The sequence below is a fragment of the Paucibacter sp. KBW04 genome (genome assembly GCF_003852425.1).
Classification (GTDB): Bacteria; Pseudomonadota; Gammaproteobacteria; order Burkholderiales; family Burkholderiaceae_C; genus Paucibacter_A.
On sequence record NZ_QAJN01000012.1, the window covers coordinates 97,180 to 119,949 of the forward strand.

16 protein-coding genes and 1 pseudogene are annotated in these 22,770 nt (G+C 63.4%); 6 read left to right on the forward strand and 11 right to left on the reverse strand.

Annotated features, from left to right (window positions below; genetic code table 11):
- Position 1: 1 nt before the first annotated feature.
- The gene (gene ugpA / locus DBR47_RS15260; protein WP_124451550.1) at positions 2 to 889 is read right to left on the reverse strand and encodes a sn-glycerol-3-phosphate ABC transporter permease UgpA; all 888 of its coding nucleotides are present in this window, start codon (positions 887 to 889) and stop codon (positions 2 to 4) included.
- Between the two features lie 161 nt (positions 890 to 1,050).
- The gene (gene ugpB / locus DBR47_RS15265) at positions 1,051 to 2,358 is read right to left on the reverse strand and encodes a sn-glycerol-3-phosphate ABC transporter substrate-binding protein UgpB (protein WP_124451552.1); all 1,308 of its coding nucleotides are present in this window, start codon (positions 2,356 to 2,358) and stop codon (positions 1,051 to 1,053) included.
- 547 nt (positions 2,359 to 2,905) lie between these two features.
- Here ugpB and DBR47_RS15270 point away from each other — a divergent pair.
- Positions 2,906 to 6,850: a DUF3683 domain-containing protein gene (locus DBR47_RS15270; protein ID WP_370454924.1), complete on the forward strand. Its 3,945-nt coding sequence runs from the start codon at positions 2,906 to 2,908 to the stop codon at positions 6,848 to 6,850.
- A gap of 66 nt (positions 6,851 to 6,916) precedes the next feature.
- Here DBR47_RS15270 and DBR47_RS15275 read toward each other — a convergent pair whose 3' ends face one another.
- Positions 6,917 to 7,651, reverse strand: coding sequence for a LamG-like jellyroll fold domain-containing protein (locus DBR47_RS15275; RefSeq protein WP_124451970.1), 735 nt, complete (start codon positions 7,649 to 7,651; stop codon positions 6,917 to 6,919).
- 228 nt (positions 7,652 to 7,879) lie between these two features.
- Here DBR47_RS15275 and DBR47_RS15280 point away from each other — a divergent pair, with 228 nt between their 5' ends.
- Positions 7,880 to 8,692 carry a GDSL-type esterase/lipase family protein gene (locus DBR47_RS15280; RefSeq protein ID WP_124451554.1) on the forward strand — a complete coding sequence of 271 codons (813 nt, stop codon included), beginning with the start codon at positions 7,880 to 7,882 and terminating at the stop codon, positions 8,690 to 8,692.
- Between the two features lie 14 nt (positions 8,693 to 8,706).
- On the opposite strand, the gene DBR47_RS15285 is transcribed toward DBR47_RS15280, so the two are convergent.
- Complete coding sequence (locus DBR47_RS15285; protein WP_124451556.1) at positions 8,707 to 9,786, reverse strand: lectin MOA-related protein; 1,080 nt, start codon at positions 9,784 to 9,786, stop codon at positions 8,707 to 8,709.
- Between the two features lie 828 nt (positions 9,787 to 10,614).
- On the opposite strand from DBR47_RS15285, the gene DBR47_RS15290 reads away from it, so the two are divergent.
- Together DBR47_RS15290 and DBR47_RS15295 are read left to right on the forward strand one after the other, a co-directional pair.
- Positions 10,615 to 11,124, forward strand: a complete 510-nt coding sequence (locus tag DBR47_RS15290; RefSeq protein WP_124451972.1) for a cache domain-containing protein — start codon at positions 10,615 to 10,617, stop codon at positions 11,122 to 11,124.
- Positions 11,125 to 11,161: 37 nt separating this feature from the next.
- A complete protein-coding gene (locus DBR47_RS15295) occupies positions 11,162 to 14,245 on the forward strand; it encodes a hybrid sensor histidine kinase/response regulator (protein WP_124451558.1) in 3,084 nt (1,027 codons plus the stop codon).
- A 9-nt stretch (positions 14,246 to 14,254) separates the two neighbouring features.
- Here DBR47_RS15295 and DBR47_RS15300 read toward each other — a convergent pair whose 3' ends face one another.
- The 5 genes from DBR47_RS15300 to DBR47_RS15320 are packed head-to-tail and all read right to left on the reverse strand — an operon-like array spanning position 14,255 to position 19,999.
- Positions 14,255 to 15,982, reverse strand: a complete 1,728-nt coding sequence (locus DBR47_RS15300) for a biotin carboxylase N-terminal domain-containing protein (protein ID WP_124451974.1) — start codon at positions 15,980 to 15,982, stop codon at positions 14,255 to 14,257.
- Between the two features lie 5 nt (positions 15,983 to 15,987).
- Complete coding sequence (locus tag DBR47_RS15305; RefSeq protein ID WP_124451560.1) at positions 15,988 to 17,565, reverse strand: 5-oxoprolinase/urea amidolyase family protein; 1,578 nt, start codon at positions 17,563 to 17,565, stop codon at positions 15,988 to 15,990.
- A gap of 5 nt (positions 17,566 to 17,570) precedes the next feature.
- Complete coding sequence (locus tag DBR47_RS15310) at positions 17,571 to 18,329, reverse strand: LamB/YcsF family protein (protein WP_124451562.1); 759 nt, start codon at positions 18,327 to 18,329, stop codon at positions 17,571 to 17,573.
- A gap of 3 nt (positions 18,330 to 18,332) precedes the next feature.
- On the reverse strand, positions 18,333 to 19,286 hold the full coding sequence (locus tag DBR47_RS15315) for a DUF979 domain-containing protein (protein ID WP_124451564.1): 954 nt from the start codon (positions 19,284 to 19,286) through the stop codon (positions 18,333 to 18,335).
- Positions 19,283 to 19,999, reverse strand: coding sequence for a DUF969 domain-containing protein (locus DBR47_RS15320; RefSeq protein ID WP_124451566.1), 717 nt, complete (start codon positions 19,997 to 19,999; stop codon positions 19,283 to 19,285). The genes DBR47_RS15315 and DBR47_RS15320 overlap by 4 nt, the downstream gene beginning before the upstream one ends.
- A gap of 254 nt (positions 20,000 to 20,253) precedes the next feature.
- Here DBR47_RS15320 and DBR47_RS15325 point away from each other — a divergent pair, with 254 nt between their 5' ends.
- The gene (locus DBR47_RS15325; RefSeq protein ID WP_124451568.1) at positions 20,254 to 20,910 is read left to right on the forward strand and encodes a GntR family transcriptional regulator; all 657 of its coding nucleotides are present in this window, start codon (positions 20,254 to 20,256) and stop codon (positions 20,908 to 20,910) included.
- Between the two features lie 2 nt (positions 20,911 to 20,912).
- Here DBR47_RS15325 and DBR47_RS15330 read toward each other — a convergent pair whose 3' ends face one another.
- A complete protein-coding gene (locus DBR47_RS15330) occupies positions 20,913 to 21,935 on the reverse strand; it encodes a tripartite tricarboxylate transporter substrate binding protein (protein WP_231512329.1) in 1,023 nt (340 codons plus the stop codon).
- 60 nt (positions 21,936 to 21,995) lie between these two features.
- Here DBR47_RS15330 and DBR47_RS15335 point away from each other — a divergent pair, with 60 nt between their 5' ends.
- A complete protein-coding gene (locus DBR47_RS15335; RefSeq protein ID WP_124451570.1) occupies positions 21,996 to 22,442 on the forward strand; it encodes an HIT family protein in 447 nt (148 codons plus the stop codon).
- Here the strand turns inward: DBR47_RS15335 and DBR47_RS25050 are convergent.
- A pseudogene (locus tag DBR47_RS25050) lies at positions 22,439 to 22,770 on the reverse strand (ornithine cyclodeaminase); the annotation flags it as partial. The gene DBR47_RS15335 and the pseudogene DBR47_RS25050 sit on opposite strands and share 4 nt — an antisense overlap.

Sequence of the window (22,770 nt, forward strand, 5' to 3'; positions counted from 1 at the left end):
TTCAATACTGCACTTTCTTTTCGACGTAACGGAACTGCAGCACCGTCAGCGTGATGACGATGACCATCAGCACCACCGACTGCGCGGCCGAGCCGCCCAGGTCCATGGCCTTGAAGCCGTCGTAATAGACCTTGTAGACCAGGATGGCCGTGTCCTTGCCTGGGCCGCCGTGGGTGGCCGCGTCGATGATGCCGAAGGTGTCAAAGAAGGCGTAAACGATGTTGATCACCAGCAAGAAGAAGGTGGTGGGCGAGAGCAGGGGGAAGACGATGCTCCAGAAGCGGCGCCAGGGGCCGGCACCGTCGATGGCCGCGGCCTCGATCAAGGACTTGGGGATGGACTGCAAGCCCGCCAGGAAGAACAGGAAGTTGTAGGAGATCTGCTTCCACACGGCCGCCATCACCACCAAGGTCATGGCGTGGCCGGAGTTGAGCAGGTGATTCCATTCAAAGCCCAGGGCGTTCAGGCCGTAGGACACCACGCCGATGGAGGGGGCGAACATGAACATCCACAACACGCCCGCGATGGCAGGCGCCACGGCATAGGGCCAGATCAGCAGGGTCTTGTAGGCCAGGGCGCCGCGCACCACGCGGTCGGCCATCACGGCCAACAGTAAGGAAATGCTCAGACCAAGGACCGCCACTAGGATGGAGAAGACGGCGGTGGTCTTGAAGGAGGCCAGATAACTTTCATCGGCCCAGAGGGCGCGGAAGTTGTCCAGGCCCACCCACTCGGTGGACATGCCGAAGGCGTCTTGCTGCTGCAGCGACTGCAGCACGGCCTGGCCGGCGGGCCAGAAGAAGAAGACGGTGATGACCACCAGCTGCGGCATGAGCAAGGCCCAGGGCAGCCAGGAGGATTTGAAGAGGACGCGTTTTTCGAGAGCCATCTTGTGGTGGTTTCTGCTGAGGTTCAGCCTGAGGTCTGTCGGCCCGGCTTGGAGGGGAGGAGGCAGGGGCCGTTTTGCGGCAGAGTAGAAAAGCCGCCAAAACCGGTCAGGGCTTGGCGGCTTGGAGCCAGGGCGGGTGATACCCCTTAAGACACTTCGTCTTAGCCTTTATTGGCCTTCTGGAACTTTTCCAGCTGCTCGTTGCCGCGCTTGATGGCGGCGTCTATGCCTTCCTTGGGGGCCTTTTTGCCGGCCCAGACGTTTTCCATCTCTTCGTCCACGATGGTGCGGATCTGGACGAAATTGCCCAGGCGCACGCCACGTGATTTGTCGGTGGTCTTGCGAATCATCTGGGTCACGGCCACATCGGTGCCGGGGTTGGCCTTGTAGAAGCCGCTCTTCTCGGTCAACTCATAGGCCGCCTTGGTGACGGGCAGATAGCCGGTGCGCTTATGGCTTTCCATCGCCACCTCGGGTTTGGAGAGGTAGTTGAAGAAAGCGGCCACGCCCTTGTACTCGGGGGCCTTCTTGCCCGACATCACCCACAGGCTGGCGCCACCGATGACGGTGTTCTGCGGTGCGCCGGGCACATCGGGGTAGAAGGGCAGGGGGGCCATGCCGTAGCCGAACTTGGCGTTCTTCTTGACGTTGGCGTAGAGGCTGGAGGAGGCCGTCTGCATGGCGCATTCGCCCGAGACAAAGGTGGCGTCGGCCGAGTTGCCGCGGCCCTTGTAGACGAACAGGCCTTGCTTGGACATATTGGCCAAGTTCTCAATATGGCGCACATGCAAGGGCGTGTTGAAGTTCAGCCGCGTGTCCAGGCCGCCAAAGCCATTGTTCTTGCTGGCGTACTCCACGTTATGCCAGGCGGAGAAGCTCTCCAGCTGGGTCCAGCTGACCCAGCTGGTGGTGAATGGGCATTTGACGCCGCTGGCCTTGAGCTTGGCGGCGGCCAGAGCCACCTCGGGCCAGGTGCTGGGGGCCTTGTTGGGGTCCAGACCGGCGGCCTTGAAAGCGTCCTTGTTGTAGAACAGCACGGTGGTCGAGCTGTTGAAGGGGAAGCTCAACATCTGGCCATTGGCGGCCGTGTAATAACCGGCCACGGCGGGCACATAGACGCTGGGGTCGAACTTGGCACCGGCCTGCTTCATCACCTCGGTGACCGGGATCACGGCGCCCTTGCTGGCCATCATGGTGGCGGTGCCGACCTCGAAGACCTGCAGGATGTGCGGTGCGTTGCCGGCCCGGAAGGCGGCGATGGCCGAGGTCATGGATTCGTCGTAACTGCCCTTGTAGGAGGGCACGATCTTGAATTCTTTCTGGCTGGCGTTGAAGTCCTTGGCCAGATCATTCACCCAGTCGCCCAGGGCACCGCCCATGGAATGCCACCATTGGATCTCGGTTTGAGCGCTGGCGTTTTGCGCCAGGCCCGCGATCAGCAGGGCGGCGCCAAGGTGTTGGAGTTTCATCAGGGGTGCTCCGAAAAAATCAGAAGGGGAATGAAGCGAACAGCAAAAAACGGTAAAACGAAAAAGAACGAGCCTTAACGCTAAACCAGGATTGTGACATTTGAGCCCTGCAAATTCGCGATTTGGGCCGCAAGAGCGGGCGTTCTGTAGTCATTGACCGCCAGCTGGGCCCATGCCGTCAATCGGTGACGGCCCGAATTTGAGCCTTGTTTCATAGAGAAACTGGACTGTTTTCGCTTGGGCGCAATCGCCGCCAGGGGCCAAGGGCAATTGCGGCGTAGCGAGGCCGCCATGCTGCACTGCGGTAGGATTCGGGCATTGCTTTTGAGGCTTTTCGGCGACCCGCGACACCGTGCTGGGTACTCCGTGCAAGGCTTGCACCTCTCTGAGCCGGGCCACAAGCCAGGCTGGGGCCCGCAAGCCCTCAGATTCAGACTCAAACGAGCTCGCAAATTCTCAGCTTCGCTGCGCGTCCCTCTGTCTTGCTTGCGCCCCAGGCAGGGCGGGGCCGCCGCCCAATCAGAGCGCTTTGCCGCGCTCGTATGCCATGAATGCACCGCATCCCCTGATGCCCGCCGATCAAGACCTGAACACTCCCGCTGTCCCCGGCCAAGAGTCAGACGCCGAGTCTTCCCACCGCGCCCCCCGCCTGCGCGAGATTCCCTACAACTACACCTCCTTCTCCGACCGCGAAATCGTCATCCGCTTGCTGGGCCATCGCGCCTGGGAGCTGCTGAACCAGCTGCGCGAGGAGAGGCGCACCGGTCGCTCGGCCCGCATGTTGTACGAGGTCTTGGGCGATGTCTGGGTGGTGCAGCGCAACCCCTATCTGCAAGACGATTTGCTGGACAACCCGAAACGCCGGGCCCTGCTGATCGAGGCCCTGGAGCACCGCCTGCACGAGGTGGAGCGCCGCCGCGACCCCAGCACCGACGCGCAGCGCGATGCGCATGTGGGCGAGCTGCTGGCCGCCGCCCGGGTGGCCGTGCAGCAGTTTGCGCGCCAGTTTGAGCAGGTGGCCGAGCTGCGCCGCCGCGCCAGCAAGCTGTTTGCCAAGTCCACCGAAAAAGACAATATCAAGTTCGACGGCCTGTCCCGCGTCAGCCATGTGACCGACGCCACCGACTGGCGGGTCGAGTACCCCTTTGTGGTGCTGACGCCGGATACCGAGGCCGAGATGGCCCAGCTGGTCAGGAGCTGTGTGGAGCTAGGCCTGACCGTCATCCCGCGTGGCGGCGGCACCGGTTATACCGGCGGCGCCGTGCCCCTGGTGTGGAATAGCGCCGTCATCAATACCGAGAAGTTGGAGGCGCTCAAGGGCGTGGAGATGCTGGTCTTGCCCGGCCTCGACAAGCCGGTGGCCACCATCTGGAGTGAGGCCGGTGTGGTGACCCAGCGCGTGGCCGATCTGGCCGAGCAGCATGGCTTTGTGTTCGCGGTCGACCCCACCAGCGCCGAGGCCTCCTGCGTGGGCGGCAATGTGGCCATGAATGCGGGCGGCAAGAAAGCCGTGCTCTGGGGCACGGCGCTGGACAACCTCGCCTCTTGGCGCATGGTGACGCCCGAGGCCAAGTGGCTGGAGGTGGTTCGCCTGAACCACAATCTGGGCAAGATCCATGATGTGGAGACGGCCAGCTTTGAGCTGCGCTACTTCGACGCCACCGGCAAGAAGCTGGAACGCACCGAGAGGTTGGACATCCCCGGCCGCATCTTCCGCAAGGAAGGCCTGGGCAAGGACGTGACCGATAAATTCCTGGCCGGTCTGCCCGGCATTCAGAAGGAAGGTTGCGACGGCCTGATCACCAGCTGCCGCTGGATCGTGCACAAGATGCCGGCCCATGTGCGCACCGTCTGCCTGGAGTTCTTTGGCAATCCCAAGGACTGCGTGCCGGCCATCGTGGACATCAAGGACTTCATGTTCACCGAGGCCAAGCGCCCGGGAGGCGCGGTGCTGGCTGGCTTGGAGCACCTGGACGACCGCTACCTGAAGGCCGTGGGTTACTCCACCAAGAGCAAGCGCGGCGGCCTGCCCAAGATGGTGCTGGTGGGCGATATCGTCGGCGAGGATGCCGACGCGGTGGCCCGCGCCACCTCCGAGGTAGTGCGCCTGTCCAATGGCCGCAACGGCGAGGGTTTTATCGCCGTCTCGGCCGATGCGCGCAAAAAGTTCTGGCTGGACCGCAAGCGCACGGCGGCCATCTCCAAGCACACCAATGCCTTCAAGGTGAACGAGGATGTGGTCATCCCCTTGCCCCGCATGGGCGAGTACACCCTAGGCATCGAGCGCATCAACGTCGAGCTGAGCCTGCGCAACAAGCTGGCCCTGGTGCAGGCCCTGCAAGCCCTGTTCCGCCAGGGCAAGCTGCCTCTGGGCAAGAGCGATGACGCGGGCGACATCCCCAGCGCCGAGCTGCTGGGTGACCGGGTGCAGCAAGCCCTGGCCTTACTGGACGAGGTGGGTGCGCAGTGGTTGCGCTGGAAGAACGAGTTAGACCTGCCGCGTGAAGTGCAGGGCGAGCGCAGCTTCTTCGATCAGCTGCAAGATCACAGCTTGCGTGCCTCCTGGAAGACGCAGATCTTCAAGCCCCTGCAAGCCATCTTCAACGGCGGCGCCTTCGAGCCCATCCTGGCCGAGTGCAAGCGCATCCACGGCGAGGTGCTGCGTGGCCGCGTCTGGGTGGCCCTGCATATGCATGCCGGTGACGGCAATGTGCACACCAACATCCCCGTCAACTCCGACAACTACGAGATGCTGCAAACGGCCCACGAGGCCGTCGCCCGCATCATGAAGCTGGCGCGCAGCCTGGACGGTGTGATCTCCGGCGAGCATGGCATCGGCATCACCAAGCTGGAGTTCTTGAGCGACGCCGAGCTGGCACCCTTTGCCGACTACAAGGCCCGCATCGACCCCGAAGGCCGCTTCAACAAGGGCAAGCTCTTGCGTCTGGGCGGGCCTGAGTCTATGACGACTTTTGCTGACCTGACCAATGCCTACACGCCCAGCTTCGGCCTGATGGGGCATGAGTCGCTGATCATGCAGCAGAGCGATATTGGCGCCATCAGCGACTCGATCAAGGACTGCCTGCGCTGCGGCAAATGCAAGCCGGTCTGCGCCACCCATGTGCCGCGCGCCAATCTGCTCTATTCGCCGCGCAACAAAATCCTCGCCACCTCCCTGCTGGTCGAGGCCTTTCTGTACGAGGAGCAAACCCGCCGCGGCATCTCCATCAAGCATTGGCAGGAGTTCGAGGATGTGGCCGACCACTGCACGGTCTGCCACAAATGCGCCAACCCTTGCCCGGTCAAGATCGACTTCGGCGATGTGACCATGAATATGCGCAACCTCTTGCGCAAGATGGGCCAGAAGACCTGGCGCCCCGGCAATGCCGCCGCCATGTTCATGCTCAATGCCAGCAAGCCCGAGACCATCAAGCTGGCCCGTGCCGCCATGGTGGGCGTGGGCTTCAAGGCTCAGCGCCTGGCCCACGATGTGCTCAAGCGCTTTGCCAAGGCGCAGACGGTCGCGCCTCGCGCCACCGTGGGCGCCGCCCCCATCAAGGAGCAGGTGATTCACTTCGTCAACAAAAAGCTCCCCGGCGGCCTGCCCAAAAAGACGGCTCGCGCCTTGCTGGACATCGAGGACAAGGACTATGTGCCCATCATCCGCAACCCGGTCGCCAGCCATGCCGACACCGAGGCGGTGTTCTACTTCCCCGGCTGCGGCTCCGAGCGTTTGTTCAGTCAGGTGGGCTTGGCCACCCAGGCCATGCTCTGGCATGCCGGCGTGCAGACCGTGCTGCCGCCGGGTTATCTCTGCTGCGGCTATCCCCAGCGCGGCAGCGGCCAGTTCGAGAAGGCCGAGAAGATGATCACCGACAACCGGGTGCTCTTCCACCGCGTCGCCAACACGCTCAACTACCTGGACATCAAGACCGTGGTGGTCTCATGTGGCACCTGCTACGACCAGCTGCAGGGCTATAAGTTCGAGGACATCTTCCCCGGCTGCCGCATCATCGACATCCACGAGTACCTGCTGGAGAAAGGCATCACCCTGGGCTCAAGCACGAGCTATCTCTACCACGACCCCTGCCACTCGCCCATGAAGCTGCAAGAGCCCATGAAGACCGTCAAGGCCTTGGTGGGTGAGAACGTGGTGGAGAGCAAGCGCTGCTGCGGCGAGAGCGGCACCCTGGGCGTGACCCGGCCCGACATCTCCACCCAGATCCGCTTCCGCAAGGAAGAAGAGTTGCGCAAGACCGAGACCCTGTTGCGCGACAGCGGCAAGGTGGCGGCGGCCGACAACCTCAAGATCCTCACCAGCTGCCCCAGCTGCTTGCAAGGTCTCAGCCGCTACGGCGGTGATTTGCAAAACGGTCTGCTGGAAGCCGACTACATCGTGGTCGAGATGGCGCGCCAAATCCTGGGTGAGAACTGGATGCCGGAGTATGTGGCCAAGGCCAATGCGGGCGGCATCGAGCGCGTGCTGGTTTGAGCCTGGCGTCAGCAAAAGCAAAGGCCCGCTTCGAGCGGGCCTTTTTTCGTCTGAAGCGAGTGCGCCTCAGCGCTGTTTGTCCGTCCTGCGCTTGACCCAGGCCAGGGCGGCCAGGCCGCTCAGCAGCAAGGCATAGCTTTGAGGCTCAGGCACAGCCGGATGCAGATTGGCGATCTCGGCGGCCGACAAGGCCGTGTCGTAGATGGCGATGTAGTCCACCGAACCGGCCGAGGCTTCGCCGCCCACGGCGTTGTCATCGACGAAGAAACGTGCCACCTGATTGGGGCCGCTGAACTGAGCCAAACCCGCCGTGTCATTGAAGCTGATCTGCAAGACACCGTTGATATAGCCGGAGAAATTGCCCGCCGCATCGCGGCTGACAGTCAGGCGCACGGTCTGGCCGTTGGCGAAGGCGCCGCTCCCGCCGGTGGCGACGTTGTAGAAGTTCAGTGCGGTCGACAGGTTGTAGAGGCCGGTGTCACTGAGGGCATTTTTGAAGTCCAGCAGGCGGCGATAACCATTGGTTTGATCCAGGGCAAAGCTGGTGTCTATGGTGTAGATCGAGCTGCCCACCGCGTTGTCCAGGCTGAGGCCTTGGTTGGCGGCAAAGCTGTAGCTGCTGGCACCTAGCGAGCCGCCCAGGGGGTTCAGCGCGGGGCCGCCCAGGGCATCGGCAAAGCTACCGTTGAGTTCATACAAATGACTGGGCGTTGTCGCCCCAGCTTCCGGCAGGCCGCCGAGGGCAAACAGGCTGCCCAGCAAGGCGGCAGCAGGGATACAGCGAGTGCTAAGGCGAGGCATTGACTTCTCCTGGCGGCAACATCACCGCTGGGCCCAACCATAAGCATTGCGGCGCCATTTGCTATCCCCAGGACAAGGGAGCGGAATGCTTGAGGCGGATCAAGCCCTAGGCGCAGGCAAGCGGGCCGCCTGGGTTTCCCCCAGTCAGGGCCATCTGAGTGTCGGCATTTTGTCCCTTCACAATGGGCAGGCTGCGCGCATGCAGCGCCCTCAGCCCCAGGAATACTCATGCCGCGCCGTTCTCCCTTGTTCAAACATCTGCTCGGCCTAGTCGGCCTTGCCTCCCTGTGTGCAGGTGCCGCTCAGGCGCAGACGCAAGGCTTGGTCGATCAACCCTGCGCCCTGATCGAGGCGCGTGTGGCAGCTGCCGCCGAGGCCGAGCGCCATGGCCTGTGGCAAACGCAGGATTGGGCGGGCCTGTGTCGCTATCAAGCCGCCAACAAGGCCTGGCTGGCTGCGCACAAGAGCGGGCCTGTGGTGGTCTTTATGGGCGACTCCATCACCGAGGGCTGGGGGCGACGCCAGGGGCGTGGCGGGCCGGGAGAGTTCATGGAGCCGGGTTACTTGAGCCGAGGCATCTCGGGTCAGACCACGGCGCAGATGCTCTTGCGTCTGCGCGCCGATGTGCTGGATTTACGGCCCAAGGTCTTGCACCTGATGGCGGGCACCAATGACATCGCCGGCAATCGCGGGCCGGTCTCCAAGCAAGACTTGCAAGCCAATATCCAGTCCATGGTGGAGCTGGCACGGCGCCATGGCTTGCGAGTGGTGCTGGCCTCCATCTTGCCGACCGAGCGCTTTGATTGGCGGCCCGAACTCAAGCCGGCCCAAGCCGTGCGCGAGATGAATACCTGGCTGCGGGCCTATGCCGCAGCCCAAGGCCTTGTCTACGCCGACTACTACACGCCCATGGCCACTGAGAGCGGTGGCCTCAAGCCCGAGTTGGGGCCGGATGGCGTGCATCCCAATGAGGCGGGCTATTTGCTGATGGAGCCCATCGCGAGGGAGGCGATTCGCCGCGCGATGAGCGATGGCAAGTAGCGGCCGGCCTGGGGCTACATCAGCACAAAGTAGGGCTTGTAGGCCTCGCCATTGCCGTCCTTCCAGTCCTTGCCGGCCACGATGCCACCGGTTTGCGGTTCGATGATTCTGACCTGACCGCGTGTGTCCACAAAGACGTTGACCGCATGTGCACCGGTGGAGGTGCGGCCAAAGATCACCCCGATGGCATAGCCGAATTCGGCGCTGCTGGCGTAGGCCGTCTTGGAAGCCTGGGCCTTGTAGACATAGCTGAAGTCATCGCAGTCGAAGACCTCGTTCTTCCACTTGTAGTTGCGCAGGCCGGACTCTTGATAGATGGTGCCGGCCTGGGTGTCGGAGATGGCTTCGTAGAACTCGTCCCCGGTATTGAAGGCCGAGTAGACGAAAGAGGAGCCGGGCCAAGTGCTTTGGAACAGTTGCTCCACCTTGTTCTTGATGACGAAGAATTTGTGAAAGGTGTACTGGCTGCCGGCATTGCTGCCCGAGACATAGAGCCAGTTCCAGGAGCCGGCGTCGGCGGCCAGATGCATGGTGGTGCCGGCATTGTTCCAAGCCAGCTTATAGCTTTGCGAACCATCCGGATTGGTCTGGCTGAGCTGGGCGCTCAAGCCCATCACGGGATAGCCCTCGCCATAACCCGAACTGGCCCAAAAGGTCCATTCCCAGTTGCTTGACTTGCCGTTGGCGTGCAGGGGCCAGCTCAGGCCGCCGCTTTGAATACTGAGATTGGCGGGCCCCTGTGTCGGGTCGGACGAGACGGACAGGGGCAAGACATCTTGGGGGTAGTCGGTGTATTGACCCATGAAAGCCCAGTTCCAAGTGCCCGAGCCTGCGCCGTCCACGCAGAGCACGCGCCCTTGCGGGTCCTTCAGCGCGTAAACACCGGCTGGGTCCAGCTTGGACGCCGCCATGGCTTGGCCCAGCACCATGGCGCTGGCGGTCTCGGCCTGCGTCGAGCCTTGGGCTTTGTCCAGGCCCTTGGCCCCCGCTTGGGGGTAGGACTTGAGCTGCGCGCCCGGTTCGGCATGCGCGTTGATGGGTAGTGCAAATTGAGCGAGGGCGCCGGCGGGCTTGTGGGTCGTGTGGGTGGACATGAGCTGTTCTCCGAGTCTGCTTGAATCGAATCAACTGATCTGCGGGCGCAGCGCCACCGCCTGGGCGGGCCGCTGGGCAGGCCTCTGCCGTCGAGCCTGCCTGCTTGATTGCGTGCAGCAAGACGCGACGGTCGACTCAATGTAGGAGGCCTGCGCTCAAGGCGACTCCTAAGGCGGGGGGAGCAAATGATGTCGGCTTTTCTGCTCGTTTCCCGTTGCTAAAGCTAGGCGTTCAACTCAGCGGATTCTGTCTCGGCTCACACAATCTTGGCCATGGATGCGCAGCAGTTTGCCAATACCTTTGCTCAGCTCGATGGCGATGTTTACCCCCTAGCCGCCGGCCGTTTAGCCTTGGGGCTGCAGCGATTGTCGAATGAAGCGGAGGACTTGCTCTCCCGCCAAGTGGATCCCCAATAGGGGCGCAGCGCGCTGATTGACCTGAGTCACGCTGGCGAAACGCTCCTTCTGATGCCTTGAAGGTGCTGGACATTGATCGCCCTTTGACTGCCGCTCTTGCTGCCATAGATTAGGCGCTGAGCTTGCACGCCTTGGCGATTGGGCACGCTTCTTTAGGCCAGGGCTGTGCTTCATTGCACGATTGCGCCTAGGTAGGCGCTTAGTTGCCAGCCAAAAACCTATACAAGAAATGAATAAGCTTGCATGATGGTTGCAAGGCGACCCTGACTTCAAAAGGTCTTTTGAACCCCATCGGACATGCTTCTTGGCCATGCCCAGTGCATCAACCGACAGTGTTTCTGAGCCGCTAAGCCTCGGGTTGACCTGGCCTTTACACCCCTTTCAATGGGAGTTCGCATGATGCAAACGCCAATGGATCGTCGAAGCTTTCTTGCGGGCTCAGTTGCCGCTGTGGGTTTGGCCTCCGGTCTTTGGAGTGGCCAGCACTGCTGGGCGGGCGAAGTCGCCGCTTCAGCAGAAACCGCCAAGCGGGCCAGTCGCGAAGAGGCCGTCGCCATGGTCAAAAAAGCCATTGCCCAGTTCAAGCGCGACGGTGCAGAAAAGACCTATGCGGCCATCATGGACGCGAAAGGGCCCTATCGCGATCGTGATCTCTATGTTTGGATCAGCGATTTGAAGACGGGCTTCACCGTGGCACATGGCATCAATCCGCGCCTCTTGGGCAAGGATCTCACCGGTATTCGTGACGCTGATGGCCAGGCCTTTGTGCTGAACCTGCAAAAGCTGGCGCGCCTGGGTAAGCCGGGCTGGGTGAATTACAAATGGCCCAATCCCACGACCAACGTCATCGAGTCCAAAACCACTTACTTTGAGCCCTGGGCGGATTTGGCTTTTTGCGCCGGTGTCTATTTGCCTGAATGAATCGCCAGCTTGAAGCCTCCTAGGCGTTTGAGTCGTCGTGGTTGAGAAGAACGTCTCGGCGCCTTTCAGCCTGCAGTCCCGTCATCCCAAACGGGTCGCAGGCCTGGGTTTGTTGACCCTGATCCTGCTCCTGGTGTTCGTCGTCAATATGCGCAACGGCCAGGTGGCTGTGGACGCGATCTATGCCAATTTGGTGAGGGTGCAGGCCGCCACCCAAAAAGCCAACACCATGCTGCAGTTGGTGATGCGGCAAGACATTGCGGTGCGCGGTTTGGGGCTGTCGCAAGAGCCTGCCAAGATGCAATCCTCGTACTCGACCAGCGTCGAATCGACCGAGGCTTTTGGGCGTTTGTTGGACGAGTTCATGGCCGTGCCTCAGGGAGAAATCAACCTACGGGTACTGCGCGAACTGAAGCAGGTTCAACAGCAAGCGCTGCCCTTGATCAAGGAAGCTTCGGGCTATGCCTTTTCCTACCAGATTGAAGACACCATACGCATCATCAACGCGCAATTGGACGGTGTGTCTCGCAAGCGAATGGAACTCACCACCCAGTATGTGGCCTTGATTACTCAGGAGGCTAACGAGACCACGCAGCGCATTCTTGAGCAGGCCGAACGCTCGCGTAACAGCACTTATTTCTTCGGCGTTCTGTCTTTGTTGTCACTGGTTGCATTCGGGGTGATGATGGCGCGGGAACTTCGTCATGCGGACGCTGCCGTGCATGAGGTCGAAGAGCGGCGTGCGCGCGAAAAGGCCGAAGTCTTGGCCTCGGCCAATGTGGAGTTGGCCGAGGCGCTGGAGGTGGCAAAGATCGCCACCCAGGCCAAGAGCGAGTTCTTGGCCAATATGAGCCACGAGATCCGCACCCCCATGAATGCCATCATCGGCCTGTCCGGCCTGGCTCTGCGCTTGGATCCGAGTCAGCGCATGCGGGACTACCTGGACAAGATTCAACAAGCGGGTCAGCACCTGCTGGGCATCATCAACGACATTCTCGATGTGTCCAAGGTGGAAGCCGGCCGGATGGAGTTGGAGCAAATGCCATTTGACCTGGAGCGGGTGCTGGATAACCTGTCCAGCCTTTTGCTTGAAAAGGTCAGCGCCAAAGGGCTGGAGATGATTTGGCGCATCGCGCCCGATGTGCCCTTCGGGCTGGTCGGTGACCCGTTGCGCCTGGGGCAGATCTTGATCAACTACTGCAATAACGCCCTCAAGTTCACCGAGACTGGCGAGATCGAGCTTGATCTGACGGTGTTGGAGCAAAGCGATCAAGAGGTGATGCTGCGCTTCGCGGTGCGCGACACCGGCATTGGCATGACCGAGGCCCAACAGGCGCTGTTGTTCCGCAGCTTCAACCAGGCAGACGCCTCCATCACCCGCAAATACGGCGGCACCGGCCTGGGCCTGGCCATCAGCAAACATCTGGCTGCGCTGATGGGTGGTGAGGTGGGGGTGAGCAGCGTGCCTGGTCAGGGCTCGGTGTTTTGGTTCACCTGCAGACTGGGCCTGGGCGAGCGTCGCAAGCTCAACTTCACCCCCGCAGATGCGCAGGGCAAGCGGGTGCTGGTGATCGATGACAACCCGACGGCCGCCACCGTGCTGGCCGAGAATCTGGCCCTCCTGGGTTTTGAGGTGCAGATTGAGCATTCCGGGGCGGCGGGCCTGGACAGGCTTTCGCATGCCGCCAGTGCCAAGGCGCCCTTCGACTTTGTCATGCTGGATTGGATAATGCCTCATCTGGACGGCATTGAGACGGCCCGTTTGATCCAACAAGCCCCTGTTGAGCCGCGGCCCAAGCTGGTGTTGGTGACTCAATTTGGCCGGGAAGAAGTGGCGCAAAAGTCTCGCGAGGTGGGCATCTCCCATGTGCTGGTCAAGCCGGTCAATCCGTCAACCTTGGTTGATGTGATGATGAATCTGCTGGGCCATGTGGGCTACGCGAGCAAGCCGGTCGCTTTGGGCAAGGACCTTGTCCAGGTGCGGTCAGATATCCGCGGCGCCCGCCTCTTGCTGGTGGAAGACAACGCCATCAATCAGCAGGTCGCGCTTGAGTTGCTGACGGATGAGGGATTCAGGGTCGATATTGCTGACAATGGCGCCATTGCCCTGGCCAAGATCGACCAGGCCCATCAACAGGGTCAAGCCTACGATCTGGTGTTGATGGATATGCAGATGCCCGTCATGGACGGCTTGCAAGCCACTCGAAAGCTGCGTGAAGACCCGCGCAACGCCCAACTCCCCGTGGTCGCCATGACCGCAAATGCGATGGGCTCGGACCGGCAACTGTGCTTGGATGCCGGCATGAACGACTACGTGAGCAAGCCTATTGAGCCCGCCTTGCTGTGGCGGGCACTCAATCAATGGGTGCCGCCTGATGCCAATCGCAGCCCGCCAAACGCCGCGCCTCTTGAGTCCGCATCGGCCAGCGCGGCTGAGCTGCCTGCCATTGCGGCCCAGGTGCTGCTCATGCCCGTGAGCGGCCTAGAGATCGAGTTAGGCCTGTCGCGCCTGAATGGCAAGGCGAGTTTCTACACCCTCTTGCTGCGGCGTTTTGTCGAGGCTCATGCGAGCTATTTGGCCGAGCTGAAGGACAGCGTTGCCGCTGCCGATTGGCCCACGGCCGAACGTGCCGCGCACACCCTCAGAGGGGTGGCCGGCAATATCGCTGCCAGCGACTTGCAAGAGTCGGCGGGGAGTTTGGAAAACCGGCTGAGGCGTTGTGTCGAGTCCGCGCCCACGGCGGCCGAACTGCTGTTGCTCGAGCCGGCCTTGAACAAGGTCGTTCAACAGGTCATGGCGCTTGTGCAGGGCTTGCGGCGGGCGTTTCCCGCCAGCCCAGGCCTTAGCGGCCAGCCCTCTGCCGACGAGCAAGACCTGGCCCGGCTCTGCCATTCATTGCTGGCCCTGCTGCGAGAAGACGATGGACAGGCCTTCGAGTTTGTGCAGGAGCATCTGGCGAGCTTGCAGCAAGCCCTGGGCGAGCACTTTTTGGAGTTAAAGACCTGTGTTGAGGCCTTTGAGTTCCAAGCCGCCGCGATGCTGATGCAGGCGCAGTTGCCGAGCATCGAAGCTCGGGCTGCTGCTGCCGCTGCTGAGCTTGCGGGAGCCCAGCCGGGCTAAGCCTCGGGCCTACTCAATCCGGGCCAAGCTGGCGCCCTGCAGCACATAAGTTCCAGCCTCAGCCAAATGCCTAAGCTTGCCGCTGCGCTGCGCCGTCACTTGCATTTCCATCTTCATCGCCTCCATCACGGCAAGGGTCTGGCCGGCTGTGACTTCTTGACCGTCGGCGACGGCCCAGGATTGCAGATTGCCGGCGATCGGTGCGGGCACGGCCAGCGTGTCTACGGCCTTGGTCGGGTCGGCTGCGGGCTCGGTCGAATGGGCTTGATGGCCCAGGCCTCGCAGCAACTCGGTCGGCAGGCCCAGGCTGACGCGGCGGCCGTCGATCTCGACGTAGAGGCGCTGCAGGCTGTTGTCCGCCATTGGCTCGGCCCGCGCCGCCGCCTGCAGCGTGGTCGCGAAGTCAGTTTCTATCCAGCGGGTGTGGACCTTGAAGCCGTCTTCGGAGACAAAGTCTGCGTGCTCCATCACCGCGCGGTGAAAGGGCAGGACCGAGGCCACGCCCTCGATGCGGAACTCGCGCAAGGCGCGGCGGGCTCTTTGAATGGCTTGCGCGCGCGTGGCGCCGGTGACGATGAGCTTGGCCATCAGCGAATCGAAGCTGCCGGGGATGGTGGAGCCGCTCTCCACCCCCGAGTCCAGGCGCACGCCGGGCCCCGAGGGCGGCTCGAAGCGCTGAATCAAGCCGGGCGTGGGCAGAAAGCCGCGGCCCACGTCCTCGGCATTGATGCGGAACTCGAAGGCATGGCCCAGGGGCTCGGGCGTTTGCGTGATGCGCAGCGGCAGGCCCTCGGCGATGCGCAGCTGCTCCACGACCAGGTCGATGCCGGTGGTCTGCTCGGTGACGGTGTGCTCCACCTGCAGCCGGGTGTTCACCTCCAAGAAGGTGATGGCGCCCGTTTGGCTTAGTAAAAACTCCACCGTGCCTGCGCCGGTGTAATGGGCAGCGGCGCAGATGTCGTGGGCGGCCTGGTGGATGCGCTCGCGTTGCTCGTGAGTGAGAAAGGGAGCGGGAGATTCTTCGACCAGTTTTTGATTGCGGCGCTGCAAGGAGCAGTCGCGCGTGCCCAGCACCAGGACCTGACCTTGGCTGTCGGCCAAGACCTGGGCCTCGATATGGCGGGGCCGGTCCAGATACTGCTCGACAAAGCACTCGCCACGGCCGAAGGCGGTGATGGCCTCGCGGCGGGCGGACTCATACAGCTCCGCCACCTCGTCCATGCGCCAGGCGATCTTCATGCCGCGCCCGCCGCCGCCGAACGCCGCCTTGATGATGATGGGCAGGCCGTGCTGCTCGGCAAAGGCCAGCACCTCGGCGGCACCCTGTACCGGCTCGGCCGTGCCCTTCACCAGGGGCGCGCCCACCTGCATGGCGAGTTGGCGGGCCTGAATTTTGTCGCCCAGCAGGGCGATGGTGGCGGGCGAGGGGCCGATCCAGATCAGGCCCGCGTCCAGCACGGCCTGAGCAAAGGCCGCGCTCTCCGACAAAAAGCCATAGCCCGGATGCACCGCATCGGCGCCGCTGCGGCGCGCAACAGCCAATAGCTTTTCGATGTTGAGGTAAGTGTCGGCGGGCCGCTGGCCGTCGAGCCCATAGGCCTCATCGGCCATGCGGGTGTGCAAGGCGTTCAGGTCGGCATCGGCGTACACGGCGACGGACTGCACGCCGTAGTCGGCGCAGGCGCGGGCGATGCGGACGGCGATTTCGCCTCGATTGGCGATCAGAACTTTTTTTATCATCATCAAGAGCCTTGTGTGACCGGCCGAAACTTCAGCCAAGCATGAACAGGAATCTGCCCCGCCAGATCGAGGTGGTAGCTCGCCACATTGGCGATCACGGGGTAGCCGCCGGTGAGCGGGTGGTCGGCCAAAAAGAGCACCGGCTGGCCATTGGCCGGGACCTGGATCGCGCCCCAAGCTGTGCCTTCGCTGGGCAGCTCCTGCTGCACGCTGCGCTGCAGGGCTTGCTCACCTGCCAAGCGCAGGCCGATGCGATTGCTCTGCGGCGTGACCTGCCAGGCCTGGCTGCACAGCAGATCCAAGGCCTCTTGGCTGAACCAGTCATCGCGGGGGCCCAGCACGATGTCCAAGGTGATGGTCTCGTTGGGGTGGGGCAGCTTGGGAGGGTGAGTTTCAGGGGCACTCACCACCGCCGCACCCCGAGGCGGATGCAGGTTCAGCACATCGCCCACGGCCAAGGGCGGCGGGCCGATGCGGGCCAGGGTGTCGGTCGCGCAACTGCCCAACACCGGTGTGACGGTGAAGCCGCCGCGTGCAGCCAGATAGCTGCGCAGGCCGGCACTGGGGGCGCCCAAGTCGAGCGTGTCGCCGTCGGCCAGGGCCAGGGCTTGATGGCTTGGCACCGGCCAGCTGCGGCCGTTTGCCTCGGTCAGTGTGAGTGCCAGGGCAGCCCCCGTCACCGCCACCACGTTCTCGCCCCGGCTGCGCAGCTTCAGGCCGCCGCCCAGGACTTCGAGTGCGGCCGTGTTGGAGGCATTGCCCACCAGTCGGTTGGCGCTCTTCAAGGCCGCTTGATCCATGGCGCCCGAGGCCGCGACGCCCTGGCCTGCCAGGCCCTTGCGGCCCAGGTCTTGGAACAAGGTTTGCAGGCCAGTGGCGAGCACTTCCAAGGCGCTGGCGCTGGGCTCGGCCTGAGCGGCGTCGGCTTGAATCGGCGCCGAGGCTGGCTTGGGGTGGTAGCCCGCTTTGGCCATGTCCACAAAGCGGACTCGGTCGCCCGGTTGCAGCAGGGCGGGCTGGGCACGGCTGAGGTCCCACATGGCCCCGGGGGTTTGGCCGATGATTTGCCACCCCCCAGGGCTGGCCTGCGGGTAGATGCCGCTGAAACAGCCGGCCAGGCCCACGGCGCCCGCCGGAATGCGGGTGCGCGGTGTGGCGCGGCGGGGCATGTCGTCAAAGCTCGGGTGGCCGCCGCTGAGGTAGGCAAAGCCGGGCGCAAAGCCGGTGAAGGCCACGCTGTACTCGGCGCCGGTATGGCGCTCAATCACTTCGGCTGGGCTGATGTCCAGCAGGGCCGCCACCTCGGCTAGGTCTTCGCCCTGGTAGTCGACGGGAATCGTGATCAGGCGGCCGGCCGCGCGTGCGCTGTTGCTGAGGTCGCGAGCCAGGATCTCTTCGCGCAGGCGCGCCATCGTTGTGGCCGCTGGGCGCCAGCGGATCAGCACGGTGCGCGCGCCCGGCACCAGCTCTTCCACCCCGGCCAGGGGCTCGCTTTGCAGCGAGTGCAAGAGGGCCAGGGTCTCTTCCAGATCGGCCAGCTCCACCAGCATGGCGTCCAAATTGACGGTAAGGAATCGCATGCTGATCAGGCCGCAAAGCTGTGGATCTGCACGCCTGCTTGCTCCAGCGTGGCGCGCACCTGGGTGGCGATGGCGACGGCATCGGGGCTGTCGCCGTGCACGCAGATGGAGTCGGCCTGCAAGTGGATCAGGCTGCCGTCTATGGCCTCGACCACGCCGTCCCGCACCAGTCGCAGCATGCGCTGAGCGATGAGGTTTGCGTCGTGCAGCACGGCGCCGGGTTCACGCCGCGAGACCAAGGCGCCTGTGGCGGTGTAGGCGCGATCGGCAAAGGCCTCGGCCACCACGGGCAGGCCCGCCGCACGCGCCCAGGCCAGCAGGGGCGAACCAGCCAAGCCTACCAGCGTCAAGCTGGCGTCCACGGCCAAGATCGCTTGAATCACATCGGCCGCCTGACGGGGGTCTTGGGCAATGGTGTTGTAGAGCGCGCCATGCGGCTTCACATAGCTGACCCGGGTGCCCGCCACGCGGGCCAGGGCCTGCAGGGCGCCGATTTGGTAGATCACATCGGCGATCAGGTCGGCGCTGTCCACCTCCATCTTGCGGCGGCCAAAACCTTGCAGATCGCGGTAGGCCACATGGGCGCCCACGGCCACGCCGCTCTGGGCGGCCTGGCGCAGGGTGGCCAGCAGGCCGGCCGGGTCACCGGCATGGAAGCCGCAAGCCACATTGGCGCTGCTGACCAAGCCCAGCATGGCCGCATCGTCGCCCATGCGCCAGGCACCGAAGCTCTCGCCGAGGTCGCTATTCAGATCGATCTGCATGGTTCAAAACATCAGGAAGTACATCAGGAACACATTGGCCACCAGCAGGGTGAGGGCCGTGGGTATTTGGGCGCGGATCACGGCATTCTTGTCCGGCAACTCCAAGAGCGCGGCGGGCACGATATTGAAGTTGGCGGCCATGGGCGTCATCAGCGTCCCGCAATAGCCCGACATCATGCCGATGGCCGCCATCACCGCCGGGTTGCCGCCGTATACGCCCACCAGAATCGGCACGCCCACGCCGCCTGTCATGACGGGGAAGGCGGCGAAGCCATTGCCCATGATGACGGTGAACAAGGCCATGCCCAGGACGTAGACGGCCACCGCGACGAAGCGGATGTCCATATTGATATAGCTGGTGGTGACGTAAGCCACGGCCTTGCCCACGCCGGCGTCGGAGAACACCAGGCCCAGCATGCCCAGCATCTGCGGCAGCACCAGGGCCCAGCCGAGTGCGTCGGTCAGGCGGCGCGATTCGCGCATGCCTTGCACAGGGCTTTCGCGGGTCATCCAGCAGGTGATGGCAAAGGCGCTGATGCAGCCCAGGGCCAGACCGATCAAGGTGGTGTTCTTGGGGTCCAGCAGGGGCACACCGCCCACCATCAGATGCTTGGCCGACAAGGTGGCGGCGACGGTGACCAAGGGGATGGTCAATGCCGGCAGAAAGAGCTTGTTGCCCAGGCGCTTGGCGGCGGCCAGATAGTCTTCGGCACGGCGTTCGATGTGGCGGCCTGAGCCCACGCCGCCAAAGCCGGCGATCAAGGCCATCAGGATCACGCCCGCGCCCACCCAGGTGGGCGGCAGCTTTTCACCGACCAGGAACACCAGGGAATAGAGGCCCCAGAACAAGCCGCTGCTGAAGCGCTTGGGGTGTGTTTTGTCGGCCAGGGTCATGGCCGACATGATGAGCAGAATGCCGCCCACCAGGTAGTAGAGGTGTTGGATGGAGATGATCATTTGCTACCTTCTTCTCCGTCCTTGGCTGCGCCCAGCTCGCGGTTGAGGGCCTTGTCCAGCCGTATCAAACGCCAGGCGTGGATCAGGAAGGCGACGATGGCCGTGGGGATGCCCCACAGGGCGATATGCAGAGGCTCGACCGTGATGCCGGCCTCGCTGAGGAAGGTGGTCATCAAGACGATGGCACCGAAGGCCACAAAGATGTCTTCACCGAAGAAGAGGCCCACGTTGTCGGTCGCCGCCGCGTAGGCGCGCAGCTTGTAGCGTATGCGCTCGGGCAGGCTGCCGTAGCGGGTCTCGGCCGTGCCTTCCACCATGGGAGCGAGCAGGGGGCGCACCATTTGCGGGTGGCCGCCCAAGCTGGTTAGCCCCATGGCGGCGGTCAGCTGGCGTGCGGCCAGATAGACCAAGAGCAAGCGGCCCGCGGTGGCGGACTTGATGCTGGCGATCCAGCGCTGCGCGTGCTGGCGCAGGCCGTGGCGTTCCAGCAGGCCGATCACGCCCAGGGGCAGCAAGATGATGAGGGGCAGATTGCGGGTCTTGATAAAGCCCGCGCCAATGGTGGCCAGCACTTTTGTGGGGTCAAAACCCGCCGCCAGGGCGGTGGCCACGGCCGTGGTGATGACCACCAGCATGGGGTTGAAGCGCAGGACGAAGCCCGCGACGATGACCGCCACCCCGATGAGTGGCCATAGATTGAGGTCCTGAATCATGTGATTCCTTTGTGGGGTCAAAAGTCGCCGGTCCCTGAACGCCTCGCCCATTGCCTGGGTCTGTGGCTTGCTCTCATCCCGCTCATTTGTGTGCAGGAATTGTTGAACAATATTTGTATTGTGCTCAACAATCGTCGATTGCAGGCATTCGGACATACCCTCGGCCCGGCTGGCCCCGATGTGAAAGAATCGCCCGCAAGAATTTGCGCCGTGCTTGCTCTGCGAGCCGGTGCCGCCACCTCTGACGCCCCGGTATGACGCAAACCCTTCAAAAAGACGCAAGCCCGCTCACGCTGAACCAACGCAAGGCCGATGTGATCCGGCAAAAGATTTTTGACGGGGAGTTTTTGCCGGGGCAGCGCCTGTCGGAGGCGGCGCTGAGTGAGAGCCTGGAGATCTCACGCAATACCTTGCGCGAGGTCTTTCGCATCCTCACCCAGGAGGGCTTGCTGGTGCATGCGCCCAATCGTGGGGTGTCGGTGGCCACGCCCACGGCGGCGGCCATCATGGACATCTACCGCCTGCGCCGCCTGATCGAATGCCAGGCCCTGGCCCAGGCCTACCCGCAGCACCCGGCGCGGCAGCAGATGCGCGCGGCGGTGGAGCAGGCCAAGGCTTGCCGCGAGGCGGCCGACTGGCGCGGCGTGGGCACGGCCAATATGGCCTTCCACCTGGCCATCGTGCGCCTGGCCGATAGCCAGCGGCTCAACGCCATGTTTGAGCAGATGCTGGCCGAGCTACGCCTGGCCTTTGGGCTGCTGAAGGACTCGGCCCTTTTGCACGGGCCTTATATCGAGACCAATCAGCGGATTCTGGAATTGTTCGAGGCCGGCCAGCTGGCCGAGAGTGCGGCCTTGTTGAAGGACTATTTGCAGCACTCCGAGCGGGTGGTGCTGGCCGCCAGCCACTGAACTTACTCCGCTGAGAGCTTGCGCTCCTTGATCAGCGCATGCCAGCTCTGGGTTTCTTGTTGCACAAAGCGGCCCAGGGCGGGGCCGTCGCTGGGGTCGACCTGCAGACCGAACTCCTCCAAGCGGGCCTTCACCTCGGGCAGTTTGATGGCCTTGTTCATCTCCGCCGTCAGGCGCTGGACGATGGGCTCGGGCGTGCCCTTGGGCACGAACAGCCCTTGCCAGGCCGACACATCGACGCCCTTCAGTCCTAACTCTTCAAAAGTGGGGACATCGGGCAGTTGATTGAGTCGTTTTTTGCTCAGCACGGCCAGGGGCTTGAGTTTGCCGGCGCGAATCTGCGCCAGGCTGGCGGCGGTGTCCAGAATGGCCATGGGCACGACACCGGCCATCAGGTCTTGGATCGCAAACGCGGTGCCGCGGTAGGGCACATGGACGACGAAGGTCTGGCTGCGCTCCTTGATCAGCTCCATGGCCAGATGGTGCGGGCTGCCGATGCCGGGCGAGGCATAGCTGTATTTGCCGGGGTTCTTTTTCAGTTCGGCCAGCCACTGGCTGGCGCTGCTGAAACCCGAGCTGGGGTTGACTACCAGCATCAAAGGAAAGCGCGCCATGAATCCGACCGGCGTGAAGTCGCTGGGCGAGTAGGGCAGCTTTTTGTACATGGCGCTGTTGAAGACCATGGCACCGTTATCGCCCGTCAGCAAGGTGTAGCCATCGGCGGCCGACTTGGCCGCCGCGTCCGTGCCTATGCTGCCACCCGCGCCGGGGCGGTTGTCGATGATGAAGGTCTGGCCCAGCTGCTTGCCCATATAGGGCGCCAGCTGGCGCGCCAGAAAGTCGGAGCCGCCGCCGGCCGGGTAGGCCACGATCCATTTGATCGGCTTGTTGGGCCAGGCGGCGTTGTCGGCCCGCGCCGGCGTGGCAAGCATGGGGAGCAGGCCAGCCAGCAGGGCCGAGCCGAGTTGAAGTAGAAGAAGGGGGCGGCGGCGAACCGGGGCGGTGCTTCGGGCTTTGGGCGGCATGGAAGATCTCTGTGTTGGCTTACAGTGCCGCCATCTTAGTCATGCCTCGCAGCCATTCCCATGAGCCATACGCCCAACACCTGCCCTTTGTGCCTCGAAGCGGGCGGCCTGCTGGTGCATCAAACGCCGCAATGGCGCTTGATCCGCGTGCTGGACGATGCCAACTTCCCGGCGTTTTACCGCCTGATCTGGCAAGGGCCCGGAACCCATATCGCCGAGTTCAGCGCCCTGTCCCAAGCCGAGCGCAGCGCCTGCATGGAGGCGGTGGCCACGGTGGAGCGGGTGCTGCTTGAGCAGCTGCGGCCCACCAAGATCAATCTGGCCAGCCTGGGGAATATGGTGCCGCATCTGCACTGGCATGTGATTGCCCGCTTTGACTGGGACAGCCATTTCCCTAACCCCGTCTGGGGCGCGGCCCAGCGCGAAGTCGCGGGCGGAGCCGAGGCGCGCTTGGCCCTGCCGCTGGCCGAGCTGGATCGCCTGCTGGCCGCCGCTTTTAAAAGTTAGGCCGCCAGCGCCTGGGTGCTTTCGGCCCGCAGCTGGCCGAACAAATCCTTGGGGTCGGCCATGGCCGGGATCAGGCCCACCTCCTGGCCCAGGCCGAGCTCACGCGCCACATCGCGCAGCAGACGCAGGGCCGAGAAGTCTTCCAGCGCAAAGCCCACCGAGTCGAACACGGTGATTTGCTCGGCGCTCTCGCGGCCCTGGGCCTGGCCGCTCAGCACGCGCCAGAACTCGGTCACGGCGAAGTCCGCCGGCATCTGCTGCACATCGCCTTCGATGCGCGACTGCGGCTCGAACTCGACAAACACCTTGCCCGCCTCCAGCACGCCGG

Excerpts from the sequence above, each read along its gene's own strand:
- ugpA (WP_124451550.1), bottom strand. The coding sequence starts at position 889 with ATGGCTCTCGAAAAACGCGTCCTCTTCAAATCCTCCTGGCTGCCCTGG.
- ugpB (WP_124451552.1), bottom strand. The coding sequence starts at position 2,358 with ATGAAACTCCAACACCTTGGCGCCGCCCTGCTGATCGCGGGCCTGGCG.
- DBR47_RS15270 (WP_370454924.1), top strand. The coding sequence starts at position 2,906 with ATGAATGCACCGCATCCCCTGATGCCCGCCGATCAAGACCTGAACACT.
- DBR47_RS15275 (WP_124451970.1), bottom strand. The coding sequence starts at position 7,651 with ATGCCTCGCCTTAGCACTCGCTGTATCCCTGCTGCCGCCTTGCTGGGC.
- DBR47_RS15280 (WP_124451554.1), top strand. The coding sequence starts at position 7,880 with ATGCCGCGCCGTTCTCCCTTGTTCAAACATCTGCTCGGCCTAGTCGGC.
- DBR47_RS15285 (WP_124451556.1), bottom strand. The coding sequence starts at position 9,786 with ATGTCCACCCACACGACCCACAAGCCCGCCGGCGCCCTCGCTCAATTT.
- DBR47_RS15290 (WP_124451972.1), top strand. The coding sequence starts at position 10,615 with ATGGATCGTCGAAGCTTTCTTGCGGGCTCAGTTGCCGCTGTGGGTTTG.
- DBR47_RS15305 (WP_124451560.1), bottom strand. The coding sequence starts at position 17,565 with ATGCGATTCCTTACCGTCAATTTGGACGCCATGCTGGTGGAGCTGGCC.
- DBR47_RS15310 (WP_124451562.1), bottom strand. The coding sequence starts at position 18,329 with ATGCAGATCGATCTGAATAGCGACCTCGGCGAGAGCTTCGGTGCCTGG.
- DBR47_RS15315 (WP_124451564.1), bottom strand. The coding sequence starts at position 19,286 with ATGATCATCTCCATCCAACACCTCTACTACCTGGTGGGCGGCATTCTG.
- DBR47_RS15320 (WP_124451566.1), bottom strand. The coding sequence starts at position 19,999 with ATGATTCAGGACCTCAATCTATGGCCACTCATCGGGGTGGCGGTCATC.
- DBR47_RS15325 (WP_124451568.1), top strand. The coding sequence starts at position 20,254 with ATGACGCAAACCCTTCAAAAAGACGCAAGCCCGCTCACGCTGAACCAA.
- DBR47_RS15330 (WP_231512329.1), bottom strand. The coding sequence starts at position 21,935 with ATGCCGCCCAAAGCCCGAAGCACCGCCCCGGTTCGCCGCCGCCCCCTT.
- DBR47_RS15335 (WP_124451570.1), top strand. The coding sequence starts at position 21,996 with ATGAGCCATACGCCCAACACCTGCCCTTTGTGCCTCGAAGCGGGCGGC.